Source organism: Serratia ureilytica, assembly GCF_013375155.1.
In the GTDB taxonomy this organism is placed as follows: Bacteria; Pseudomonadota; Gammaproteobacteria; order Enterobacterales; family Enterobacteriaceae; genus Serratia; species Serratia ureilytica.
In genome coordinates this window covers 189,624-213,056 of sequence record NZ_JABXOF010000006.1, presented here as the reverse complement: position 1 = coordinate 213,056, position 23,433 = coordinate 189,624, and the positions used below count along the sequence as shown (strand labels likewise).

Annotated in this window: 26 protein-coding genes; 15 read left to right on the top strand and 11 right to left on the bottom strand. The window is 57.7% G+C overall.

The genetic code is table 11. The features are described 5' to 3' along the window. Window positions 1-2 precede the first annotated feature (2 nt). A complete protein-coding gene (locus tag HWW83_RS13180) occupies window positions 3-350 on the top strand; it encodes a gamma-glutamylcyclotransferase family protein (RefSeq protein WP_025159589.1) in 348 nt (115 codons plus the stop codon). A 53-nt stretch (window positions 351-403) separates the two neighbouring features. Here the strand turns inward: HWW83_RS13180 and ppa are convergent, their stop codons facing one another. Continuing rightward, a complete protein-coding gene (ppa, locus tag HWW83_RS13175; protein WP_004933594.1) occupies window positions 404-934 on the bottom strand; it encodes an inorganic diphosphatase in 531 nt (176 codons plus the stop codon). Between the two features lie 260 nt (window positions 935-1,194). On the opposite strand from ppa, the gene HWW83_RS13170 reads away from it, so the two are divergent. Next, window positions 1,195-2,748, top strand: a complete 1,554-nt coding sequence (locus HWW83_RS13170) for a methyl-accepting chemotaxis protein (protein WP_033651483.1) — start codon at window positions 1,195-1,197, stop codon at window positions 2,746-2,748. A gap of 45 nt (window positions 2,749-2,793) precedes the next feature. Here the strand turns inward: HWW83_RS13170 and fbp are convergent, their stop codons facing one another. Further along, the gene (fbp, locus tag HWW83_RS13165) at window positions 2,794-3,798 is read right to left on the bottom strand and encodes a class 1 fructose-bisphosphatase (protein ID WP_004933587.1); all 1,005 of its coding nucleotides are present in this window, start codon (window positions 3,796-3,798) and stop codon (window positions 2,794-2,796) included. Between the two features lie 169 nt (window positions 3,799-3,967). Here fbp and mpl point away from each other — a divergent pair, with 169 nt between their 5' ends. Continuing rightward, window positions 3,968-5,347, top strand: coding sequence for a UDP-N-acetylmuramate:L-alanyl-gamma-D-glutamyl-meso-diaminopimelate ligase (mpl, locus tag HWW83_RS13160; protein WP_033651482.1), 1,380 nt, complete (start codon window positions 3,968-3,970; stop codon window positions 5,345-5,347). Between the two features lie 197 nt (window positions 5,348-5,544). Here the strand turns inward: mpl and yhcN (HWW83_RS13155) are convergent, their stop codons facing one another. The 3 genes from yhcN (HWW83_RS13155) to argR all read right to left on the bottom strand — a co-directional run bounded on the left by yhcN (HWW83_RS13155) (window position 5,545) and on the right by argR (window position 7,066). After that, window positions 5,545-5,808, bottom strand: a complete 264-nt coding sequence (yhcN, locus tag HWW83_RS13155; protein ID WP_025305042.1) for a peroxide/acid stress response protein YhcN — start codon at window positions 5,806-5,808, stop codon at window positions 5,545-5,547. Window positions 5,809-5,928: 120 nt separating this feature from the next. After that, the gene (gene yhcN, locus HWW83_RS13150) at window positions 5,929-6,192 is read right to left on the bottom strand and encodes a peroxide/acid stress response protein YhcN (RefSeq protein WP_004933574.1); all 264 of its coding nucleotides are present in this window, start codon (window positions 6,190-6,192) and stop codon (window positions 5,929-5,931) included. 403 nt (window positions 6,193-6,595) lie between these two features. Next, window positions 6,596-7,066, bottom strand: a complete 471-nt coding sequence (argR, locus tag HWW83_RS13145) for a transcriptional regulator ArgR (protein WP_016929335.1) — start codon at window positions 7,064-7,066, stop codon at window positions 6,596-6,598. 464 nt (window positions 7,067-7,530) lie between these two features. Between argR and mdh the strand changes: the two genes are divergently transcribed. Beyond that, window positions 7,531-8,469: a malate dehydrogenase gene (gene mdh / locus HWW83_RS13140; RefSeq protein WP_033636811.1), complete on the top strand. Its 939-nt coding sequence runs from the start codon at window positions 7,531-7,533 to the stop codon at window positions 8,467-8,469. A gap of 71 nt (window positions 8,470-8,540) precedes the next feature. On the opposite strand, the gene HWW83_RS13135 is transcribed toward mdh, so the two are convergent. Then, window positions 8,541-8,801, bottom strand: coding sequence for a helix-turn-helix domain-containing protein (locus tag HWW83_RS13135; RefSeq protein WP_004933567.1), 261 nt, complete (start codon window positions 8,799-8,801; stop codon window positions 8,541-8,543). A 180-nt stretch (window positions 8,802-8,981) separates the two neighbouring features. On the opposite strand from HWW83_RS13135, the gene HWW83_RS13130 reads away from it, so the two are divergent. Next, on the top strand, window positions 8,982-9,338 hold the full coding sequence (locus tag HWW83_RS13130; RefSeq protein WP_033651481.1) for a DNA-binding protein: 357 nt from the start codon (window positions 8,982-8,984) through the stop codon (window positions 9,336-9,338). Between the two features lie 50 nt (window positions 9,339-9,388). Here the strand turns inward: HWW83_RS13130 and ispB are convergent, their stop codons facing one another. Beyond that, a complete protein-coding gene (ispB, locus tag HWW83_RS13125) occupies window positions 9,389-10,360 on the bottom strand; it encodes an octaprenyl diphosphate synthase (RefSeq protein WP_033641648.1) in 972 nt (323 codons plus the stop codon). A 270-nt stretch (window positions 10,361-10,630) separates the two neighbouring features. Between ispB and rplU the strand changes: the two genes are divergently transcribed. From rplU to cgtA, 4 genes are all read left to right on the top strand, one after another. Then, window positions 10,631-10,942 (top strand): 50S ribosomal protein L21, encoded by a 312-nt coding sequence (gene rplU / locus HWW83_RS13120; protein WP_004933561.1) that lies wholly within the window; start codon window positions 10,631-10,633, stop codon window positions 10,940-10,942. Between the two features lie 17 nt (window positions 10,943-10,959). Continuing rightward, complete coding sequence (rpmA, locus tag HWW83_RS13115; protein ID WP_004933559.1) at window positions 10,960-11,217, top strand: 50S ribosomal protein L27; 258 nt, start codon at window positions 10,960-10,962, stop codon at window positions 11,215-11,217. A 105-nt stretch (window positions 11,218-11,322) separates the two neighbouring features. Further along, window positions 11,323-12,294 (top strand): DMT family transporter, encoded by a 972-nt coding sequence (locus HWW83_RS13110; RefSeq protein WP_033641649.1) that lies wholly within the window; start codon window positions 11,323-11,325, stop codon window positions 12,292-12,294. A gap of 16 nt (window positions 12,295-12,310) precedes the next feature. After that, on the top strand, window positions 12,311-13,483 hold the full coding sequence (cgtA, locus tag HWW83_RS13105; RefSeq protein WP_033641651.1) for an Obg family GTPase CgtA: 1,173 nt from the start codon (window positions 12,311-12,313) through the stop codon (window positions 13,481-13,483). Between the two features lie 36 nt (window positions 13,484-13,519). Here the strand turns inward: cgtA and pmrB are convergent, their stop codons facing one another. The 3 genes from pmrB to dacB are packed head-to-tail and all read right to left on the bottom strand — an operon-like array spanning window position 13,520 to window position 16,682. Next, window positions 13,520-14,581, bottom strand: a complete 1,062-nt coding sequence (pmrB, locus tag HWW83_RS13100) for a two-component system sensor histidine kinase PmrB (protein ID WP_033641653.1) — start codon at window positions 14,579-14,581, stop codon at window positions 13,520-13,522. Further along, entirely contained in the window at window positions 14,578-15,240 is a 663-nt protein-coding gene (gene pmrA, locus HWW83_RS13095) for a two-component system response regulator PmrA (RefSeq protein WP_033641655.1), read from the bottom strand. Before pmrA ends, pmrB begins: the two co-directional genes overlap by 4 nt. An 8-nt stretch (window positions 15,241-15,248) precedes the next feature. After that, window positions 15,249-16,682: a serine-type D-Ala-D-Ala carboxypeptidase gene (dacB, locus tag HWW83_RS13090; RefSeq protein ID WP_176589355.1), complete on the bottom strand. Its 1,434-nt coding sequence runs from the start codon at window positions 16,680-16,682 to the stop codon at window positions 15,249-15,251. Window positions 16,683-16,938: 256 nt separating this feature from the next. On the opposite strand from dacB, the gene greA reads away from it, so the two are divergent. Next, complete coding sequence (gene greA / locus HWW83_RS13085; protein WP_004933539.1) at window positions 16,939-17,415, top strand: transcription elongation factor GreA; 477 nt, start codon at window positions 16,939-16,941, stop codon at window positions 17,413-17,415. Between the two features lie 112 nt (window positions 17,416-17,527). On the opposite strand, the gene yhbY is transcribed toward greA, so the two are convergent. Then, window positions 17,528-17,821: a ribosome assembly RNA-binding protein YhbY gene (gene yhbY / locus HWW83_RS13080; protein WP_004933536.1), complete on the bottom strand. Its 294-nt coding sequence runs from the start codon at window positions 17,819-17,821 to the stop codon at window positions 17,528-17,530. 143 nt (window positions 17,822-17,964) lie between these two features. Between yhbY and rlmE the strand changes: the two genes are divergently transcribed. The 5 genes from rlmE (at window position 17,965) to secG (ending at window position 23,409) form a co-directional block, all read left to right on the top strand. Continuing rightward, window positions 17,965-18,594 (top strand): 23S rRNA (uridine(2552)-2'-O)-methyltransferase RlmE, encoded by a 630-nt coding sequence (gene rlmE, locus HWW83_RS13075; protein WP_004933533.1) that lies wholly within the window; start codon window positions 17,965-17,967, stop codon window positions 18,592-18,594. A gap of 56 nt (window positions 18,595-18,650) precedes the next feature. Then, entirely contained in the window at window positions 18,651-20,582 is a 1,932-nt protein-coding gene (gene ftsH / locus HWW83_RS13070) for an ATP-dependent zinc metalloprotease FtsH (protein ID WP_004933529.1), read from the top strand. 92 nt (window positions 20,583-20,674) lie between these two features. Further along, entirely contained in the window at window positions 20,675-21,511 is an 837-nt protein-coding gene (gene folP, locus HWW83_RS13065) for a dihydropteroate synthase (protein ID WP_042783532.1), read from the top strand. A 4-nt stretch (window positions 21,512-21,515) separates the two neighbouring features. Next, window positions 21,516-22,853 carry a phosphoglucosamine mutase gene (gene glmM, locus HWW83_RS13060; RefSeq protein WP_033648671.1) on the top strand — a complete coding sequence of 446 codons (1,338 nt, stop codon included), beginning with the start codon at window positions 21,516-21,518 and terminating at the stop codon, window positions 22,851-22,853. A gap of 220 nt (window positions 22,854-23,073) precedes the next feature. Next, window positions 23,074-23,409 carry a preprotein translocase subunit SecG gene (secG, locus tag HWW83_RS13055; RefSeq protein ID WP_004933519.1) on the top strand — a complete coding sequence of 112 codons (336 nt, stop codon included), beginning with the start codon at window positions 23,074-23,076 and terminating at the stop codon, window positions 23,407-23,409. Window positions 23,410-23,433: the final 24 nt, after the last annotated feature.

Here is a 23,433-nt window from a genome sequence, read left to right as displayed (position 1 = left end):
CGATGCGAATAATTGTCTACGGCAGTTTACGACGCAAACAGGGAAACAGCCATTGGATGACCAACGCCCAATGGCTCGGCGAGCACGAGCTCGAAGGCTATCAGATTTACAATCTGGGCCATTACCCGGCGGCGATCCCTGGAGAGGGCACGATACATTGCGAGGTGTATCGTATTAACTCATCGATTCTGGCAGAGCTGGACGAACTGAAAAGCAACACCAAGGACTATAAGCGCGAGCTGATTCAGACGCCTTATGGGAGTGCGTGGATCTACCTGTACAAACACAGCGTGGACGGTTACCCGCGAATTACCAGCGGTGACTGGCTGAAGCGTCTCGAAGAACAGTAAGAAAAAAAACACCGCTCAATGAGCGGTGTTTTTTCATCGGACGGCGGCTGGAATTACTTCTTGGCAGCGCGTTCGAAGGAGGCGATGATTTCCGCTTTAGCCGCGGCAGCGTCTGCCCAGCCTTCCACTTTCACCCATTTGCCTTTTTCCAGATCTTTGTAGTGCTCGAAGAAGTGAGCGATCTGGGCTTTCAGCAGTTCCGGCAGGTCGTTCACGTCTTTCACGTGATCGTACTCTTTGGTCAGCTTGCTGTGCGGCACCGCAACCAGCTTGGCGTCTTCACCGGCTTCGTCGGTCATTTTCAGCACGCCAACCGGACGGCAGCGGATCACGGAGCCCGGCTGCAGCGGGTATGGGGTTGGAACCAGCACGTCAACCGGGTCACCGTCCAGAGAGAGGGTGTGGTTGATGTAGCCGTAGTTGCACGGGTAGAACATCGCGGTGGACATGAAACGGTCAACGAACAGCGCGCCGGTTTCTTTGTCGATTTCGTATTTGATTGGATCGGCGTTGGCCGGGATTTCGATTACTACGTAGATGTCTTCCGGCAGGTCTTTGCCAGCAGGGACCAGATTCAAGCTCATGTCGGTTTCCTTTAATCATCAAACCAGAAATGGAGTGGCGGCTATTATAGCGGACTCTTTTGCGATTTCCTGCCCTTTTCATCGTCGAAAACCCCGCGCGCCGACGCAGGGATAATTTCCAGATTAATCCCGCCGCGGCATGAAGTTTTGCCTCCGCCTGCCGATAACTTCAACAAACAATAATGAGCCAGCAAAGCTGGCTCCGCGTTTTGCCACCCCTACTACGTCTGATCTCACTATTCTGAAGCCGGGAAGAACTCATGCTAAAAAAGATTACGGTGAAGGCTGGGCTGATCGCCCTGCTGAGCCTGATGACCATGCTGCTGATCATGGTCAGCGTTATTGGCGTCAACGCGATTAACGAAGGATCGCGCTCGATCCATACCTTAAACCAGATCCTCGGCGAAGAGCTGGGCTCGCTGGCCAACAGCTCCAACCTGACGCTGCGCGCCCGAACCGCCGCCTCGCTGGCGGTGCGCCAACGGGAGATCGGCCAGACTGATGTCTCCGACGCCACCGTGGGCCGCATCTACGGCTACCTCGAGCAGTCGAACAAGGAAATGGCGCGCTTTGTCGGCGTCGGCACCGTGACCGAGCGCGGCCGCGAACTCTCCAGCCGCCTGCAAAACAGCTATCGCGCCTATCTGGAGCAGGGCGTGAAGCCGATGGCCGCCGCCATCAAGGCCGGCAAGATCGATGAGTATTACCATATCCAGGAGACGCGCATTTCCGCCTTGAGCATCGCGTTTGAAAAGGATCTCACCGATTTCCGCAGCTTCGCCATGAAGCTCGGCGAGAAGCAGGTGTATGAGGCGGAAAGCAACGCCAGCACCAAGATCTCGCTGATCGTGGTGGCGGGCCTGCTCAGCGTGCTGTTGGCGTTGCTGGCCTGGTTCGCGCTGCGCGTGATCATTTTGCGTCCGCTGGATGAGTCCATCGCGCAGCTGGAACACATCGCCGGCGGCGATCTGACCCACGAGATCCGCGGCGAGGGCGATACCGAGATGGGGCGCCTGGTGCGGGCGATGCAGCGCATGCAGCAGGCGCTGGCCAGTTCGGTCAGCAAAGTGCGCGACGCCAGCAGCCAGATCGACACCGGTTCGCGCGAACTGGCGGCCGGCAACCTGCATCTGGCGCAGCGCACCGAAGAATCGGCCGCGTCGCTGGAAGAGACCGCCGCCAGCATGGAACAGCTGACCTCGACGGTGAAAATGAACGCCGAGAACTGTGAACAGGCCAACCAGCTGGCGCTGAGCGTGTCCGATATCGCCAACCAGGGCAGTGAGGTGGTCAGCCAGGTGATGAGCAAGATGCAGGCGATCACCGACAGCTCGCGCCGCATCGCCGATATCATCAGCGTGATGGACGGCATCGCCTTCCAGACCAACATCCTGGCGCTGAACGCGGCGGTGGAAGCCGCGCGCGCCGGCGAACAGGGACGCGGTTTCGCGGTGGTGGCCGGTGAAGTGCGCAACCTGGCGCAGCGCAGCGCCCAGTCGGCGAAAGAGATCAAAGGGCTGATCGAAGCGTCGCAAAACCGGGTGCAGGAAGGCGAACAGATGGTGGAGTCGGCGGCGCAGACCATGAGCGGCATCACCGGTGAAGTGGGCCGGGTGACGGCGTTGATGCGTGAGATCTCGGCGGCGACGCGCGAACAAAGCAGCGGTATCGAACAGGTGAATCTGGCGGTGGCGCAGATGGATCAGGTGGCGCAACAGAATGCGGCGCTGGTGGAGGAGTCTGCGGCGGCGACGCGCTCGCTGGAAGATCAGGCTCAGCTGCTGGCGCAGAGCATGGCGGCGTTCAAGCTGTAAGGCAATAAGGGTTCGGCAAGGCGCCGAACCCTGGCAAAGAACGCGTTACTCGTCCGGGTTTTCGGCGATGAAGCGTTCTGCGTCTTCCACCATCGACTTGGTGCCGACGAAGAATGGCGCGCGCTGGTGCAGTTTCACCGGCGTGATGTCCAGAATGCGGTTTTTGCCGTCGCTGGCCTTGCCGCCGGCCTGTTCGGCCAGGAACGCCATCGGGTTGCATTCGTACAGCAGGCGCAGCTTGCCTTGCGGGTGGCTGGCGGTGCTTGGGTAGATGTAGATGCCGCCTTTCAGCAGGTTGCGGTGGAAGTCCGCCACCAGAGAACCGATGTAGCGCGAGGTGTAAGGGCGCTGTGTCGCTTCATCCTGCTCCTGGCAGTACTTGATGTATTTCTTCACGCCGAGAGGGAACTTGATGTAGTTGCCTTCGTTGATGGAATACATGTTGCCGCTCGCCGGGAAACGCACTTTCTCGTGAGAGAGACAGAACACGCCCAGAGACGGATCGTACGTGAAGGCGTGGACGCCGTAACCGGTGGTGTACACCAGCATGGTGGACGAACCGTAAACCACGTAACCCGCTGCGACCTGGGCGCTGCCCGGCTGCAGGAAGTCTTCTTCGGTCACCGGCGTGCCGACCGGCGTGATGCGACGATAGATAGAGAAAATCGTACCGACCGAGACGTTGACATCGATGTTGGACGAACCGTCCAACGGATCCATCAATACGACATACTTGGCATTTTCAGCTCGCTCGCCGTCGAATATCACGATTTCATCTTCTTCTTCGGAAGCGATACCCGCAACTTCACCACGCGCTTTCAACGCCGCTTTCAGTTTTTCGTTCGCGTACAGGTCCAGTTTCATCTGAACTTCGCCCTGTACGTTGGACACCCCGCTGGTCCCCAGAATATCAACCAGGCCGGCCTTGTTGATGTCGCGGTGAATGATTTTGGCGCCCAGTTTAATGGCAGAAAGTAACGCGGTCAGCTCGCCGGTGGCGTGCGAGAAGTCGTGCTGTTTCTCGACGATAAATTCGCCTAACGTTTTCATGACACAATCCCTGAATCTACGGATGGATAGCGGCCTGTTAACAAACCGCCAACGTTTTCGCGAGCAGTGTAGCCCAAAGATGCGCGCCATTCATAGGCAAATCCATTTCTTCTGGACGATTCTGAGCGTTAGAATATGCCGACATTCGATGCACTCACATGAGAAACCTATGCGCATTCACATTCTTGGGATCTGTGGCACCTTTATGGGCGGGCTGGCGATGCTGGCGCGCTCACTGGGGCATGACGTCACCGGTTCGGACGCCAACGTCTATCCGCCGATGAGCACGCTGCTGGAGAACCAGGGGATCGATCTTATTCAGGGTTATGATCCGGCCCAGCTGGATCCGGCGCCGGATCTGGTGATCATCGGCAACGCCATGACGCGCGGCAACCCGTGCGTGGAGGCGGTGCTGGAGCGTGGTATCCCTTACGTTTCCGGCCCGCAGTGGCTGCACGACGCCGTGTTGCGCGATCGCTGGGTACTGGCGGTCGCCGGCACCCACGGCAAAACCACCACCGCCGGCATGGCGACCTGGATCCTCGAAGCCTGCGGCTACCAGCCGGGCTTCGTCATCGGCGGCGTGCCGGGCAACTTCGACGTCTCGGCTCGCCTCGGCGGCAGCCCGTTCTTCGTGATCGAGGCCGACGAGTATGACTGCGCGTTCTTCGACAAGCGCTCCAAGTTCGTGCACTACAGCCCGCGCACGCTGATCATGAACAACCTGGAGTTCGACCACGCCGATATCTTCGACGATCTGAAAGCCATTCAGAAACAATTCCACCACCTGGTGCGCCTGGTGCCGGGAAAAGGCAAGATCATCCTGCCGGACAACGACAGCCACCTGAAGCAGGTGATGGCGATGGGCTGCTGGAGCGAACAGGAGCTGGTGGGCGAAGAGGGCACCTGGCGCGCGCAGAAGCTGACGCCGGACGCCAGTCATTACGCGGTGTTCCTCGACGGCGAGCAGGTCGGCGAAGTGAACTGGGCGCTGGTGGGCGAGCACAACATGCATAACGGCCTGATGGCCATCGCGGCGACCCGTCACGTTGGCGTGCAGCCGGCGGACGCCTGCCGCGCCTTGGGCGACTTCATCAACGCCCGTCGCCGCCTGGAGCTGCGTGGCGAAGCCAACGGCGTCACGGTCTACGACGATTTCGCGCACCACCCGACGGCGATCCTGGCCACTCTGGCCGCGCTGCGCGGCAAGGTAGGCGGCACGGCGCGCATTCTGGCGGTGCTGGAGCCGCGATCCAACACCATGAAAATGGGCATCAGCAAAAACGATCTGGCGCCTTCGCTCGGCCGTGCCGATGAAGTGTTCCTGTTCCAGCCGCATCACATTCCGTGGCAGGTTGCGGAAGTGGCGGATGCCTGCGTGCAGCCGGCGCACTGGAGCGCGGATCTCGACACGCTGGTGGAGATGGTGGTGAAAACCGCACAGCCGGGCGACCACATTCTGGTGATGAGCAACGGCGGTTTCGGCGGCATTCACGATCGCCTGTTGGACGCGTTGGCGAAAAAGCAGGAACCGAAGGTGACCTACTGATTGTTCAGCCGCATAAGCCAACCTAAGGGCCGCATTCGCGGCCTTTTTTACGCCCATAAAAAAGCCCTCGCGAGCGAGGGCAACGGGGTTCGTCGGATAGGACGACGAGAGGGTCTCTGGGAAATCGGCGTTTGCGTCAGAACTCGGCAGTGGCAGTGACGAGGGTAATCAGCTCTGCAAAGCCGTTCCCAGAGTTGTTATTTGTAAATCTCGGCGGTGGCGTGGTAGTTGCCTTCGTTACGCGCTTCGATCACGCGGTAGGCGGTCGCGCCTTTAGCATCGGCTTTCTCCGACAGCGCCTGGCGAATGTCGGTCGGTGCGCCGTCGATACCGCTGACGGTAATGGTGCCGATAGATTGCAGATTGGCGGTCTGATCGTTAGTCACCAACTGGGCGGCAGACGCGCCAAAGGAGATGACAGACAGCAAACCGAGTGCAGCGAGAGTAGTTTTCATGTTCATGATAGCGATCCTTGGTCATAACAGCCTGGAAGGGCTTGGCAGCGATTTTTATTCTTGAAGGCCGTTATGACAGCGTTTGATTCCAGAGATGTATTGCCCGTTGCCGGGTAATGCCGGTACTTATTTGTAAATTTCAGCGGTCGCGTGGAAGTTGCCGTCGTTGCGCGCTTCGATCACGCGGTAAGCGGTCGCCCCTTTGGCGTCGGCTTTATCGGACAGCGCCTGACGAATGTCGGAAGGCGCAGCGGCGACGCCGCTCACGGTGATCACACCGGCGGGCTGCAGTTTTGCGGCCTGGGTTGCATCAACAGATTGTGCTGCGAATGCGCCAAAGGAAAGCATGGACAGAACGCTCAGGGTTGCAACGGTAGCTTTAATTTTCATCATCTCACCTCATCGTATTCTTTTATCAGTTCCAACGAACTGTGATTCAGTTCACGAAAATGAGTATACAGCTAGTAACGCCAAAAATTAATAGTTCGCTAACAGTTGCTAGTGAAACTTTAAACCGATGAACCTTATTTTTTATAACTACAAGGAATAAAAAACGCTCATAAAACGATCTTTCGATGTTAAATTTATGTAATTTCAATAAGGTAAGTGCTTTTGACCAAAAGTGCGGAAGATCACAGTGGGTACTGCTGGTTACATGGATATGTCATGGAAATGTGTTGTTGCGGGATAAAAAAGCAGTGTTAAACGCGGTTGAAGGCCGGAAAGGTAACGCGAGGGTTAAAGAAGCGCTAACAAAATGCGGGCGGTAGCCGCACTTTGTTAGCGCCAGGTTTCACAGCTCTTGCTCGAACACGCCCAGGATCGCTTCATGCAGCTTCTGAGCGGTAAAGCCGCTGGACGGCGTGACGAAAATCGTGTCGTCGCCGGCGATAGTGCCGAGGATGCCCTGGGATTTGCCCAAGGAGTCAAGCAGGCGGGCGATCAGCTGTGCGGCGCCCGGACTGGTGTGGATCACCACGACGGCGTCGTTATGGTCGACGTCCAGCACCAGGTTCTTCAGCGGGCTGGTGGTGGTCGGCACGCCGAGTTCGGCAGGAAGGCAATACACCATTTCCATTTTGGCATTGCGCGTACGTACCGCACCGAACTTGGTCAGCATGCGCGATACTTTGGATTGGTTAATGTTTTCGAAGCCTTCTTCTTGCAGCGCCAAAACGATCTCGCCTTGAGAACTGAATTTTTCTTCTTTCAATAACGCTTTGAACGTCTTGATCAGATCTTCCTGTTTTGCGGGATTACGCATTTTGCACCGTGGAATGTTGATAATGGAAGTCATGATTATGCATATAGATGAATTTTTATGCAACAAAGGCCGACCCAAAGAAAATAAACATGACCGGGCGGCGAGGAAAGGGCGGCATTTTAACAAAATCCGGCCGTGATGAATATGCCCTTTTGACGTCGGAAAATCGGCCTGCGCTAGTAAATAAAATGTTATTAAAATGATGTTGTTCTGATGTTGCGTAAGGGTGTAATGTAACGGCCGGTTAACTTGCTCGTGAATAACCTCGCACTATTTTTGATTAGTGTGCGCTATGCCCTTCATGCGTAAGCGATTTAATCTAAAATGGGCGCGACAGCGGTCATTTTATTGCACCTGCAGGCAACAATTAGCTAATTTATTGTTTTTAAAGGTGTAATAATTTAAGGTCCGTCACCAACACATTCACGGCGCTTTATATATTTAAGACAATAAAGGAGTATAGGATGAAAGTTGCAGTTCTCGGTGCTGCTGGCGGTATCGGCCAGGCCCTCGCCCTTCTACTCAAAACCCAGCTTCCTTCAGGTTCTGAACTCTCTCTCTACGACATTGCCCCCGTTACCCCAGGCGTTGCCGTCGACTTAAGCCACATCCCAACCGCAGTTAAAATCAAAGGCTTCAGCGGCGAAGACGCGACCCCGGCTCTGCAGGGTGCGGACGTGGTGCTGATTTCCGCCGGCGTGGCCCGTAAGCCAGGCATGGATCGCTCTGACCTGTTCAACGTTAACGCCGGCATCGTGCGTAACCTGATTGAGCAAGTGGCGAAAACCTGCCCGAAAGCCTGCATCGGCATCATCACCAACCCGGTTAACACCACGGTCGCCATCGCGGCGGAAGTGTTGAAAAAAGCCGGCGTTTACGACAAGAACAAACTGTTCGGCGTGACTTCGCTGGATATCATCCGTTCCAACACCTTCGTGGCCGAGCTGAAAGGCAAGCAGCCGGAAGAGCTGAATGTGCCGGTCATCGGCGGCCACTCTGGCGTGACTATCCTGCCTCTGCTGTCGCAGATCCCTGGCGTGAGCTTCACCGATCAGGAAGTGGCGGATCTGACCAAACGCATTCAGAACGCCGGCACCGAAGTGGTGGAAGCCAAAGCCGGTGGCGGGTCTGCTACGCTGTCCATGGGCCAGGCGGCCGCGCGTTTCGGTCTGTCTCTGGTGCGCGCACTGCAGGGCGAGAAAGGCGTTGTGGAATGCGCTTACGTTGAAGGCGACGGCAAATACGCTCGCTTCTTCGCACAGCCGCTGGTGCTGGGTAAAAACGGCGTTGAAGAACGCAAGGATATCGGCACGCTAAGCGCCTTCGAACAGAAAGCGCTGAATGAGATGCTGGACGTGCTGCACAAAGATATCGAACTGGGCGAGAAGTTCATCAATAACTGATCGTCTCGTCGCCGATAGTCAGCCGATAAACGCCGCCGGACGCTGTTCCGGCGGTTTTTTTTGCCCCGCGTTCACGATTTGATGCGGGCTTTTCGATCCAGCAGGCAATCGCTGTGCGGATCATAATAGCGGCTTGGCCAGATCTCCGATGGGTGGATGCCGATTGCTTCGGCGATCAGCCATTCCCCCTTCGGCCAGGGACGCGACAGCGCGTTGGCCAGCGTTGATGAGCTTAATCCGGCCTTGCGCGACACCGCCGCCAGCGTGGTGCCCTGTTTGCGTAACGCCGCGATGATATCTGCCGGATGCCAATCTGGGTTCCTTGAATTCATGTTTACATTCCTTTTCTGATTAGCCAAAGTTGCGTTAGTGGTATAACTAACGGATCAGGGTTAGGCGTTTGAACAACGTGAAACGCTTATTCGGAAACAAGAATACCATTAAATTTCCTAAAAAATACCCAAGTAATTTCCAAAAATGACTTTGCCCACTATTGCCCAGAGATGATGGCTATGAAAAACGAGTGGTTTGCCGCCAAGGAACTGACAGGCATCGCAGGATTACCTTCCTCACCACAGGGAATCAATCTGATGGCCCGGCGCGAAGGCTGGATAAGCCGCAGGCGTAAAGGCGTGCAGGGAAAAGCGTTGGAGTATCATATCGACAGCCTGCCGCCTGGTGCACGCAACCTGCTGATGCTGAAAGAAGATGGGGCGGCGTATGACGTAGAACGCCAGGATCCGTTAGCGGTATGGATCGAGTATTACTACCATTTGACGGAGAGCGAGCGCGAGAAAATGGTGGCTTTCCTGATGCGGGAAGGGATAGGCGGCCTGCTAGCGCGTATTGACGAAGAGAACAATACCTAGACAGGCCCGCCTCAGCGGGCCTGATAAGAATGTTAAGAAACTTTTATTTCTTAAAAATCGCGTTGCACTGCCAGATGCGCCAGGCCTTCCAGCGCCGTGCGGTGCTCCGAGGCCGGCAAGACCTGCAGCGCGGCGATCGCCTTGTCGGCTTCTTCCTCGGCGCGTTGGCGAGTGTATTCCAGCGAACCGCATTGTTGCATCGCCTGCAATACCGGCTCCAGCAGATGACGACCGTTGCCTTGCTCAATCGCGCCACGGATCATCTCACGCTGTGCGTCGTCGCCGTTGTGCATCGCGTGCAGCAGCGGCAGGGTCGGTTTCCCTTCATTCAGATCGTCACCGGTGTTTTTGCCCAGGGTGCTGCCGTCGGCGCTGTAGTCGAGCAGATCGTCGATCAGCTGGAAAGCGGTGCCGAGGTAGCGGCCATAATCTTGCAGCGCCTTCTCTTGCTCGGCGTTGGCGCCGGACAGGATCGCCGACGATTGCGCCGCCGCCTCAAACAGACGGGCGGTTTTGCTGTAGATCACCCGCATATAGCTTTCTTCGCTGATGTCAGGATCGTGCACGTTCATCAACTGCAGCACTTCGCCTTCGGCGATGACGTTGACCGCCTCCGACATCAGCGCCAGCACGCGCAGCGATTCCAGGCTGGTCATCATCTGGAAGGCGCGGGTATAGATAAAGTCGCCGACCAGCACGCTGGCGGCGTTGCCGAACGCGGCGTTGGCGGTGGCTTTGCCGCGGCGCATGTCCGATTCGTCGACGACGTCGTCATGCAGCAGCGTGGCGGTATGGATGAATTCGATCAGGGCGGCGACGGTGACGTGCTTGTTGCCTTCATAGCCCAACGCTCGCGCCGCCAGGACGGCGATCATCGGCCGGATGCGTTTACCGCCACCGCTGATAATGTAATAGCCAAGCTGATTGATGAGCGTGACATCGGAATTCAGCTGTTCGAGAATTGTTGCGTTCACGGCCGCCATATCTTGCGCGGTTAACTCGGTAATTTGCTCTAGGTTCATTGTGTTTTTTTCAGCTGTGTTTCTCTTCACCGCGTTGAGATCGCTGCTCACATCGGTACATGGCGGTAACTGTCCCTATGATTGTACTTGAAAAACGGTTCAGATAAACGCCACGAAAGAAACTGTGTTTTTTTTCTTCTTTTTTGTACATCTGGTCTTATTCTGCTCTTGTCATGCGCCGCTTTTTTGCGTAGAATTCGCGCCCTATTGTGAATATTTATAGCGCGCTCTGAACTAACACAGTCGGGCACGCGGAAAGCGGAGTTTTATATGTACGCGGTTTTCCAAAGTGGTGGTAAACAACACCGAGTAAGCGAAGGTCAGACCGTTCGCTTGGAAAAGCTGGACATCGCAACTGGTGAAGCGGTTGAGTTTGACCAGATTCTGATGATCGCTAATGGCGAAGATATCAAAATCGGCGTTCCTTTCGTCGATGGCGGCAAGATCAAAGCTGAAGTCGTTGCTCACGGTCGTGGCGAGAAAATTAAAATTGTTAAGTTTCGTCGTCGTAAACACCACCGTAAGCAGCAGGGCCACCGTCAGTGGTTCACTGACGTTAAAATCACCGGCATCAGCGCTTAAGTTAGGAGAGCGGATTAATGGCACACAAAAAGGCTGGCGGCTCGACTCGTAACGGTCGCGATTCAGAAGCTAAACGTCTGGGCGTAAAACGCTTTGGCGGCGAAGCAGTACTGGCAGGCAGCATCATCGTTCGTCAGCGCGGCACCAAATTCCACGCTGGTACCAACGTGGGTTGCGGCAAAGACCACACTCTGTTTGCTTTGAAAGACGGTAAAGTCAAATTCGAAGTTAAAGGCCCGAGCAATCGTAAATTCATCAGCATCGAAGCTGAATAATTTTTCGAGCCTTACGAAATAGATGTAAGCCCCGCAATTCGTTGCGGGGCTTTTTACATTTATGGGTTGCCTGCGGGCAGCCCTGTCAGCGTTGGCGAAGGTAATATGGATACGAAGCAGCAGGTCGGCGTGGGTATTTCCCTGGCGTTAACCACGGCGGTTTGCTGGGGCGCGTTGCCGATCGCGATGAAAGAAGTGTTGGCGGTGATGGAGCCGTTTACCGTCGTTTGGTATCGCTTTACCATGGCCGCCATCGGTTTGGGCGTGATCCTCGCGGTGCGCGGCAAGCTGCCGCCGCTGAAGATGTTCCGTCAACCGCGTTGGCTGCTGCTGTTGGCGATCGCCACGGCGGGGCTGTTGGGCAACTTTGTGTTCTTCAGTTCCTCGCTGCAATACCTGAGCCCGACGGCGTCGCAGGTGATTGGCCAGCTGTCGCCGGTGGGCATGATGTTCGCCAGCGTGCTGATTTTAAAAGAGCGCATGCGCATCACCCAGGTCATTGGCGCCTTGATGCTGATTTGTGGACTGATGCTGTTTTTCAACGTCAGTCTGATAGAGATCTTTACCCGGCTGACGGACTACACGCTGGGCGTCATGCTGGGCGTGTGTGCGGCGATGGTCTGGGTGAGCTACGGCGTGGCGCAGAAGGTATTGCTGCGACGGCTGGCTTCGCCGCAGATCCTGGTTATGTTGTACACTTTATGTGCGATGGCGTTGTTCCCTCTGGCCAAACCCGAGGTGATTTTCCAGCTTAGCGGCTGGCAATTGGCGTGCCTGCTGTTTTGCGGCGCCAACACGTTGATCGGCTATGGCGCGCTGGCGGAAGCGATGGCGCGCTGGCAGGCGGCGCAGGTGAGTGCGTTGGTGACGCTGACCCCGCTGTTTACCCTGCTGTTTTCTGATTTATTGGCGCTGGCCTGGCCCCAGGCATTCGCCGCGCCGACGTTAAATCTCGTCGGCTATGTTGGCGCGTTTGTGGTCGTGGCGGGCGCTATGTTTTCCGCAATTGGTCACCGGTGGTGGCCGCGACGGGCAGAACCCCCCCAGGTTGCTCCTTTGAAGCAGCCCGGTGAATGATTTACGGAGACGGTAAATGAAGTTTGTAGATGAAGCAGCGATTCTGGTCGTTGCAGGCGATGGCGGAAACGGATGCGTCAGCTTCCGCCGCGAAAAATATATCCCTAACGGTGGGCCTGACGGCGGCGACGGCGGCGACGGCGGTGACGTCTACCTGCTGGCGGACGAGAACCTCAATACCCTGATCGACTACCGCTTTGAGAAGTCTTTCCGCGCCGAGCGCGGTCAGAATGGCCAGAGCCGCGACTGTACCGGTAAACGCGGTAAAGACGTCATCATCAAGGTGCCGGTCGGCACGCGCGTGAAGGATCAGGGCACCGGCGAGATCCTCGGCGACATGACCCGTCACGAGCAGAAACTGATGGTCGCCAAAGGCGGCTGGCACGGTCTGGGTAACACCCGTTTCAAATCGTCGGTCAACCGTGCGCCGCGTCAGAAGACGCTGGGCACCGCCGGCGAAGCGCGCGATCTGTTGCTGGAGCTGTTGCTGCTGGCCGATGTGGGCATGCTGGGGCTGCCGAACGCCGGCAAATCGACCTTCATCCGCGCGGTGTCCGCCGCCAAGCCGAAGGTGGCCGATTATCCGTTTACCACGCTGGTGCCAAGCCTGGGCGTGGTGCGCATGGACCACGAGCAGAGCTTTGTGGTCGCCGACATTCCGGGGCTGATCGAGGGCGCCTCCGAAGGCGCTGGCCTGGGCATTCGCTTCCTGAAACACCTGGAGCGTTGCCGCGTGCTGTTGCACCTGGTGGACATTGCGCCGATCGACGAATCCGATCCGGTGGAAAACGCCAAAGTCATCATCAACGAGTTGAACCAATACAGCGAAAATCTGGCGCAGAAGCCACGCTGGCTGGTGTTCAACAAAATTGATGTGATTGGTGAGGAAGAAGCTGCCGAACGCGCCAAGGCGATTGTGGAAGGCATGGGCTGGGAAGGAAAGTACTACATGATCTCCGCCGCCAACCGCGAAGGCGTCAACGCGCTGTGCTGGGACGTGATGAACTTCATCAACACCCAGCCGAAAGCGATGGCGATCGAAGAAAGCGCGCCGGAAAAAGTCGAATTCATGTGGGACGACTATCACCGCGAACAGCTGGCGGAGATGGAATCGGAAGCGGATGACGACTGGGATGACGACTGGGACGAAGACGACGACGAAGGCGTCGAAATCATTTACCAGAAGTAATTCGATGATAAAGGGCTCAGCAACGCTGGGCCCTTGTTATTTGAGCGCCTTTTCCGGCAGCCAACACTGGGCATTCAGGCCGCGCGCATCGCGGCGGTTTTCCAGCGTCAAGCGCCCCTGGTGCAGCTGCACGATGCGGATCACGATATTCAAGCCCAGTCCGCTGCCGCCGTAGCGTTGATCCATGCGGCGAAACGCCTGCGTCAGCTCCCCGACCATCTCTTCCTTGATCCCCGGGCCATCGTCGATGACCTGCAGCAGATAACCGCGGTCCTGCGGCGTTAACCGCACCTGTATCGCGCCACCTTCCGGGCCGTATCGGTGGGCGTTTTCGACCAGGTTGCGCAGCAGCAGCCGCAGCAGCACCGGATCGCCGTTCACCGCGGCGGCGGCCGGCAATTGCCAGGCCAGCGTTTGCCCGCGTTGGGCGGTCATTTCGTCGAGCTCTTCACGCAGCGGCTGGATCACATCGGCTACCCAATCGAAATGCTGGTAATGGCCGCTGGCAAAGTCTTGCCCGGCGCGCGACAGCATCAGCAGTTGCTCGACGGTGTGCATCAGTTGATCGATGCGGGCGATCAGCGCCTGGCTGCCCTTGACGCCCTGTTTTTCCATCAGTTCCAGATGCAGGCGGATGCCGGCCAGCGGCGTGCGCAGCTCGTGGGCGGCGTCGGCGGTGAACAGGCGTTCCTGCTGAATGGTGTTGTCCAGCCGCGAGAATAGCTGATTGAGCGCATTGGTGACCGCCACCATTTCCTGGCTGTCGCTGGTGATGGGCAGCGGCGTCAGGTTATCGGCAGAGCGCTTTTCCAGCCGCTGCTGCAATTGGTTGAGCGGGCGGGTGATCCAGCTGATGGCCCAGAAAGACGCCAGCAGGGTCACGATCATCATGATCAGCGAAGGCGCCAACAGCGAGGCGATGGCTTCGGCGATCTCGGTATCGACGCGCTCGCTGCGCACTTTGGCGGACAGGGTTTCGTCCACCAGGAAGCTGATCTGTTCCTGGCTTTCGTGCCACAGCCAGAAGGCGCTGATGAGCTGCGTGACCAACAGGATCAGCGCCAACATCAGCAGCAGGCGGCGGCGCATGCTGATCATGAGGAAGGTTCCAGGCGGTAGCCGATGCCGCGCACGGTGCGGATGCGATCCTTGCCCAGTTTACGGCGCAGGTTGTGGATGTGCACTTCCAGCGTGTTGGAGCCCAGGTCGTCTTGCCAGGTGTAGAGATCTTGTTGCAGGAGCTCACGGTTGACCGTCTGCCCGGCACGCATGATCAGGCGCGACAGAATGGCGAACTCTTTTGGCGTGACTTCCACCGGCTGTTGCTGCAGGTAGACCTGCTGGCTGGAGAGGTTCAACTGCAGGTCATCCACCTGCATCAGGTTGTCGCTGTGGCCCTGGTAGCGCCGCAGGAGGGCGCGCACGCGCGCTTGCAGCTCAACCAGCGCGAAGGGTTTGACCAGGTAGTCGTCGGCGCCGGCGTCCAGCCCGTCGACGCGATCTTCCAGGGCGTCGCGGGCGGTCAGGATCAGCACCGGCAGATCGATCTGCTGGCGGCGCCACTGCCGCAGCAGCGCCGCGCCGTCCATATCCGGCAGGCCGAGATCCAGGATCACCATGCTGTATTGGCTGGTGATGAGCAGGCTGTTGGCCTCCGCCGCCGTGGCGGCGCAGTCGCAGACGTAACCCTCGCCGGTCAGCGCCAACGCCAGCCCCTGTTGCAGCAGTTCATCATCTTCAACGACCAGCAGCTTCATGATGACCCTCAGTTGTTTTGGTAAATATCCCGATACAGGCGGCTTTCGAAGCGCACCAGCGGCGCGCGGCGCTGTTTCTGATCTTCCGGCGGCACGGCGTAGCCGGAGAGATACTGCACGAAGGCCATGCGCTGGCCGCTGGCTGTCGTGATGAAGCCCGCCAGGTTGTAGACGCCCTGCAGCGCGCCGGTCTTGGCCGACACCTTGCCGTCGACGCCAGCTTCATGCAGGCCGCCGCGGTAGCGCAGGGTGCCGTCATAGCCGGACAGCGGCAGCATCGAGATAAAGTTCAGCTCGTTGTCGTGCTGCGCGATGTACTGCAGCGCCTGCATCATGGTCGCCGGGGCCAGCAGGTTGTGGCGCGACAGGCCGGAACCGTCGGCGATGATGGTATTGCCCAGATCGATGCCGGCCTTTTGGCGCAGCACCTGGCGCACCGCATCGGAGCCCGCTCGCCAGGTGCCCGGCACGCCGAAGCGCTCATGGCCGATGGTGCGGAAGACGGTATCGGCAATCATGTTGTCCGACTTTTTCAGCATGATCTTCAACAGATCGTGCAGCGGTGCCGACTGGGTTTGCGCGATCACCGTGCCGGTAATGCCGGGACGCGTCTGGCGTTTCAAATGCCCGTCGATCTGGATGCCGGCCTGCGTCAGCTCGTCTTTCAAGATGGCGCCCGCATAGCTGGCGCCGTCCTGGATGGCGAAGGCCAGCGGCAACGGCTCGCTGCGCTGCGTCAGGCAGCCGGTCAGGGTAAAGCGGTTCAGCTCGCCCGGCACCACGTCCAGCTCGCAGTACTGCGCGTCTGCCGAGCCGCGCGCCAGGGTGCGCACCTGGCTAAACATATTAACCGGATAATAGGAGGCGACGCGGATAAACGCCATGTCGCCCGGATTCGGCGCGCTGTACAGCGAGACCGAGAAACAGTTGCGATCGACGATGGCGGCGGCCGGCGGCGCGCTGAAGCACTGCGTCAGATCGTTCCACGGCCAACCGGGCGCTTTGTCATGGCTGGCGAAGACCGAGGTATCGACCAGCACGTCGCCGCTGATTTGGCGCACGCCTTGCTTTTTCAGGACGGCCACCATATTGCGCAGGCTCTGGCGTTTGAAGGTCGGATCGCCGCTGAAGCGAGCGATCAGGTTGCCGCGCAGCACGCCGTCGCGGATATCGCCCTGGCTCTCCAGCGTGGTGGTGAAACGGTAATCGGGCCCGAGTTGCAGCAATGCCGCCAGCGCCGTCAGCACTTTTTGGGTACTGGCCGGCAGCGCCATTTGCTGAGAGTGGTAATCGATCGTCGGCGTGCCGGCGCCGATCTTCTGAACGACCAGGGCAAGGTTGGCCCCATCAGGCAGATATTGTGTGTACTCTTCAACCGGGGCCGCATTCGCATTCAGAATAAATGCGCAAGCCAATGCACTGACAATTCGTGAAAAACGCATAATCTCGGGATAACAGCTGGATAACGTGCCGTCATACTACGGTGCAATCAGGGAAAAAGTAAACGATGACCCTCAAGGAACTCTAGGCTAAAATGCGTATCAAAATGCAAAACCGATCTTGGCTTGGGCTCCGTTCCGAGTCAGGTTTCTTTTGTTTGTCGCCTGGAGGCGGGGGGCAGTATGCCAACCGTGTTTTCATACGAATACGTCAGGATGACGGTTATTTGAACAGGAAAGATTTAGAGGTATTTATACGATGAACCAAATTCCGATGACCTTGTTTGGCGCTGAAAAACTGCGCGAAGAGCTCGAATATCTGAAAAGCGTGCGCCGCCCGAAAATCATTGCGGATATCGCTGAAGCGCGTGAACACGGCGACCTGAAAGAAAATGCCGAGTACCATGCCGCCCGCGAACAGCAGGGTTTCTGTGAAGGCCGCATTCAGGAAATCGAAGCCAAGCTGTCCAATGCTCAGGTGATCGACATCACCAAGATGCCGAACACCGGTCGGGTGATCTTCGGCGCCACCGTATCGGTGATGAATCTGGACAGCGAAGAAGAAGTGACTTACCGCATCGTTGGCGACGATGAGGCCGATTTCAAGAAAAATCTGATTTCGGTAAACTCGCCGATGGCGCGCGGCCTGATCGGCAAAGAGCAAGACGATGTGGTGGTGATCAAAACCCCAGGCGGCGACGTGGAATACGAGATCCTGAAGGTCGAGTATCTCTGATCGGGACCGTTGGTCATTAATGCGCCAACGTTTTGTAAAGATAGGAAAAAGGCCGCAAGCGGCCTTTTATCTTGGTCAGGCGCATGGCACCTTTTCGTTAACCTGATGGTTATTAACGCGGTAGACTGATCTTGCGCTCTTTCGACGGGCGGTAAAGAATAAGCGTACTGCCGATAACTTGCACATTGCAGGCGCCCGTTTCACGCACGATAGCGTCGGCGATCAGGGTCTTGGTTTCGCGATCTTCAGCGGCGATTTTTACCTTGATCAGCTCATGATGCTCCAGAGCCTGTTCAATTTCAGCCAGCACCCCTTCGGTAAGACCGTTATTGCCCAGCATCACCACCGGTTTTAACGGATGCGCCAGGCCTTTCAGGTGCTGTTTTTGTTTATTATTCAGATTCATTGTCTTTTTTGCTTAAGTTGGGATTGAAAACGGTACATTCTACCGCCATCTCATGTATATCACCAAATCGGTCTTCACCGGTGTGAGTCTACGTGAGCAGCGACCCTGACATAAGACTCTTTTTATGATAGTTGGAAAACGAGATGGCTAATAAAAAGCGTTCGGCTAGCTCCAGTCGCTGGTTACAAGAACACTTTAGCGATAAATATGTACAGCAGGCGCAGAAAAAGGGACTGCGTTCCCGTGCCTGGTTTAAACTTGATGAAATACAGCAGAGCGACAAACTGTTCAAACCGGGCATGACCGTGGTTGATCTGGGCGCCGCACCGGGCGGCTGGTCGCAGTATGTGGTCACCCAAATCGGCGGTACCGGGCGCATCATCGCCTGTGATATTTTGCCAATGGATCCTATCGTTGGCGTCGATTTCCTTCAGGGCGATTTTCGTGATGAACTGGTGCTGAAGGCACTGTTGGAACGAGTAGGCGAGAGTAAGGTTCAGGTGGTCATGTCCGATATGGCCCCGAATATGAGTGGCACCCCGGCGGTCGATATTCCAAGGTCGATGTATCTGGTGGAGTTGGCGCTGGATATGTGTCGTGATGTCCTCGCACCAGGCGGAAGTTTCCTGGTGAAGGTGTTCCAGGGAGATGGCTTTGACGAGTACCTACGGGAAATTCGCTCCCTGTTTACGAAGGTTAAGATTCGTAAGCCAGACGCTTCCCGCGCCCGTTCGCGCGAAGTGTACATTGTAGCGACAGGGCGCAAACTGTAGTACCCTAACGCTGTTTGTTAACACAGTTGTAAGATGAGGTTAATCCCTTGAGTGACATGGCGAAAAACCTAATTCTCTGGTTAGTCATCGCGGTAGTGTTGATGTCTGTATTCCAGAGCTTTGGGCCCAGCGAGTCGAATGGCCGTAGGGTGGATTACTCTACCTTCATGTCCGAACTGACCCAGGACCAGGTTCGCGAAGCGCGAATCAACGGACGTGAAATTAACGTTACCAAGAAAGACAGTAACAAATACACGACCTACATCCCTGTCAACGATCCTAAGTTGCTGGATACGTTGTTAACGAAGAATGTGAAAGTTGTCGGCGAGCCGCCTGAAGAGCCGAGCCTGCTGGCTTCTATCTTTATCTCTTGGTTCCCGATGCTGTTGCTGATCGGGGTCTGGATCTTCTTTATGCGGCAAATGCAGGGCGGCGGCGGCAAGGGCGCGATGTCCTTCGGCAAGAGCAAGGCCCGCATGCTGACGGAAGACCAGATCAAGACCACTTTCGCCGATGTCGCCGGGTGTGACGAAGCGAAAGAAGAGGTGAGCGAACTGGTGGAATACCTGCGCGAACCGAGCCGTTTCCAGAAGCTGGGCGGCAAGATCCCGAAAGGCGTGCTGATGGTTGGCCCGCCGGGGACCGGTAAAACGCTGTTGGCGAAAGCGATCGCCGGCGAAGCGAAGGTACCGTTCTTCACCATTTCCGGTTCCGACTTCGTCGAAATGTTCGTCGGCGTGGGTGCATCCCGCGTGCGCGACATGTTCGAACAAGCGAAGAAAGCCGCGCCGTGCATCATCTTCATCGATGAAATCGACGCCGTCGGTCGCCAGCGTGGCGCCGGCCTGGGTGGCGGTCACGATGAGCGCGAGCAGACCCTGAACCAGATGCTGGTTGAGATGGACGGTTTCGAAGGCAACGAGGGCATCATCGTCATCGCGGCGACCAACCGTCCGGACGTGCTTGACCCCGCGCTGCTGCGCCCGGGCCGTTTCGACCGTCAGGTCGTGGTCGGGCTGCCGGATGTGCGTGGCCGTGAGCAGATCCTGAAGGTGCACATGCGCCGCGTGCCGTTGGCGGCCGACATCGACGCCTCCGTCATTGCGCGCGGCACGCCGGGCTTCTCCGGTGCCGATCTGGCCAACCTGGTCAACGAAGCGGCGCTGTTCGCAGCCCGCGGCAACAAGCGCGTGGTGTCGATGGTGGAGTTCGAGAAAGCCAAAGACAAGATCATGATGGGTGCGGAACGTCGCTCCATGGTGATGACTGAAGCGCAGAAAGAGTCGACCGCGTATCACGAAGCGGGCCACGCCATCATTGGCCGCCTGGTTCCTGAACACGATCCGGTGCACAAGGTCACCATCATTCCTCGTGGTCGGGCGCTCGGCGTGACCTTCTTCCTGCCGGAAGGGGATGCGATCAGCGCCAGCCGTCAGAAGCTGGAGAGCCAAATCTCCACCCTGTACGGCGGTCGTCTGGCGGAAGAGATCATCTACGGGCCGGAAAAAGTCTCTACCGGTGCGTCGAACGACATCAAAGTGGCGACCTCCATCGCCCGCAACATGGTGACCCAATGGGGCTTCTCCGAGAAGCTGGGGCCGCTGCTGTATGCGGAAGAAGAGGGCGAAGTGTTCCTGGGCCGTTCCGTGGCCAAGGCGAAGCACATGTCGGATGAAACCGCGCGTATCATCGACCAGGAAGTGAAGTCGCTGATCGAACGCAACTACACGCGTGCTCGCTCGCTGCTGATGGAAAACATGGACATCCTGCACTCGATGAAGGATGCGTTGATGAAGTATGAAACCATCGATGCGCCGCAGATCGACGATCTGATGAACCGCAAAGACGTGCGTCCGCCGGCGGGCTGGGACGATGCGAACAAAGGCAACAGCTCCGACAACGGTGGCACCCCGAAAGCCCCGACGCCGGTAGATGAGCCGCGCACCCCAACGCCGGGCAACACCATGTCCGAACAGCTCGACAAGTAACAGCGGCTGTGTAATAACATCAAACCCCGGCATGCCGGGGTTTTTTTTTGCCCGGCGGGCAGTGAACCAGGCAACAGTAAGGTGGACCAACCATGCAGTTAACCGTGCGCGACATGACGCTCAATCTCTCCCATCCTCAGGTGATGGGCATCCTCAACGTGACGCCGGATTCGTTTTCCGACGGCGGCCGCCACAACACCCTGAACCAGGCGCTGGTACATGCGCATGCGCTGATTTCGGCCGGCGCCACGATGATTGATATCGGCGGCGAATCGACAAGGCCGGGTGCGGCGGAAGTGAGCGAAGAGGAGGAGCTTGAGCGGGTCGTGCCTGTGGTGGAAGCGCTGGCGCAGCGCTTTGAAGTCTTTATCTCGGTCGATACCTCGAAAGCGGGTGTGATCCGCGAATCGGCGCACGCCGGCGCACACTTGATCAACGACATCCGTTCGCTGCAGGAGCCGGGCGCCCTGGCGGCGGCGGCGGAAAGCGGTTTGCCGGTCTGCCTGATGCACATGCAGGGGCAGCCGCGCACCATGCAGCAGGCGCCCCACTACGACGATCTGATCGCCGACGTTCAGACGTTTTTCGAGCACCATATCCGGCGCTGTAACGAGGCGGGGATAACAAATCAGAAATTGCTGCTCGACCCAGGCTTCGGTTTCGGTAAAAATTTGGCGCACAACTATCAGCTTCTGGCCCGGTTGTCGGAATTTCATCGTTTCGGTTTGCCGCTGTTGGTCGGCATGTCGCGCAAATCGATGATTGGACAACTGCTGAACGTGCCGCCGGATCAACGGGTTATCGGCAGCGTGGCCTGCGCGGTGATCGCGGCGATGCAGGGGGCGCAGATTGTCAGAGTGCATGACGTTAAAGAAACCGTCGAGGCGATGCGTGTCGTCGAGGCAACACTTTCAGCTAAAGGACAGTAGAGACATGAGCGAGCGCAAATATTTTGGCACCGACGGCATCCGAGGCAAGGTCGGGGACAGCCCCATCACGCCGGACTTCGTGCTGAAACTGGGCTGGGCGGCCGGTAAAGTGCTGGCGCGTCACGGTTCCCGCAAGATCATCATCGGTAAGGATACGCGCATCTCCGGTTATATGCTGGAGTCCGCTCTGGAAGCCGGCCTGGCGGCCGCCGGATTATCCGCCTCCTTCACTGGGCCGATGCCTACGCCGGCGGTGGCCTACCTGACGCGCACCTTCCGCGCGGAAGCGGGCATTGTCATCTCCGCTTCGCACAACCCGTTCTATGACAACGGCATCAAGTTCTTCTCGATCGACGGCGCCAAATTGCCGGACAACGTCGAAGAGGCGATCGAAGCCGAGATGGAAAAACCGCTGACCTGCGTAGAGTCCGCCGAGCTGGGTAAAGCCAGCCGTATCATCGACGCCGCCGGCCGCTATATCGAATTCTGCAAAGGCACTTTCCCGAGCGAGCTGAGCCTGAAGGGGCTGAAAATCGTGGTTGACTGCGCCAACGGCGCGACTTATCACATCGCGCCGAGCGTGCTGCGCGAGCTGGGCGCCACGGTGATAGCCATCGGCGTTGAGCCGGACGGGATGAACATCAACGAAAAATGCGGCGCTACCGATGTGCGTCAGCTGCAGGAGCGCGTGTTGCAGGAAAAAGCGCACGTCGGCCTGGCGTTCGACGGCGACGGTGACCGCGTGATGATGGTGGATCACCTGGGCAACAAGGTGGACGGCGACCAGATCCTGTACATCATCGCCCGTGAAGGCCTGCGTCAGGGCCAGCTGCGCGGCGGCGCGGTCGGCACCCTGATGAGCAATATGGGGCTGGAGCTGGCGCTGAAACAGCTGGGCATTCCGTTCGCTCGCGCCAAAGTGGGCGACCGCTACGTGCTGGAGAAGCTGCAGGAGTTGGGCTGGCGCATCGGCGCGGAAAACTCCGGCCATGTGATCCTGCTGGACAAAACCACCACCGGCGACGGCATTGTGGCCGGGCTGCAGGTGCTGACCGCCATGGTGCGCAACCACATGAGCCTGCATGACCTGTGCAGCGGCATGAAGCTGCTGCCGCAGATCCTGGTCAACGTGCGCTTCGCCGGCGAGCACAATCCGCTGGAGTCTGATGCAGTGCGCAAAGTCACCGAGCAGGTGGAGGCCGAGCTGGCCGGCCGCGGCCGGGTGCTGCTGCGCAAATCGGGCACCGAGCCGCTGATCCGCGTGATGGTGGAAGGCGAAGACGAGCAGCAGGTGACCGCGCTGGCGCATCGCATCGCCGACGCGGTGAAATCCGCAGGTTAAAACAGACAGTTAGCCGCCGGGCTTGGCATCGCTGAGCCCGAACAGGCGATTGTTGGCGTTTTTTTCCGCAAACGCGCCGGCGGCTGCAAATTGCCCTTGCGCGGGTTGGCGGCTTTGGTTAGTATTCACACCCGCTTCAGTAGGCAGTTTATAAAAACGCCTGCTTGATGAGTGTGAAGCATTTGGCATGCGGTAAGGCCGCAAGGATACGGGTACTACTATGTACGAAGCTCTTCTGGTAATTTTCCTGCTGATCTCAATCGGGCTGGTTGCTCTGATTATGTTGCAGCAAGGTAAAGGCGCTGATATGGGAGCCTCTTTCGGAGCAGGTGCATCAGGCACATTGTTCGGTTCGAGTGGTTCCGGTAACTTTATGACCCGCATGACTGCTGTGCTGGCGACGTTGTTCTTCGTCATCAGTCTGATTCTGGGCAACCTCAGCAGCAACCAGAGCAAGAAAGGCAGCGAGTGGGAAAACCTGGGTCAGCCAGTGAAAACTGAGCAGACGACCGCGCCGGCGGCACCAGCCAAGCCGAGCAGCGATATCCCGCAGTAAGCCGCAACAAAGTTTGAAAACGGT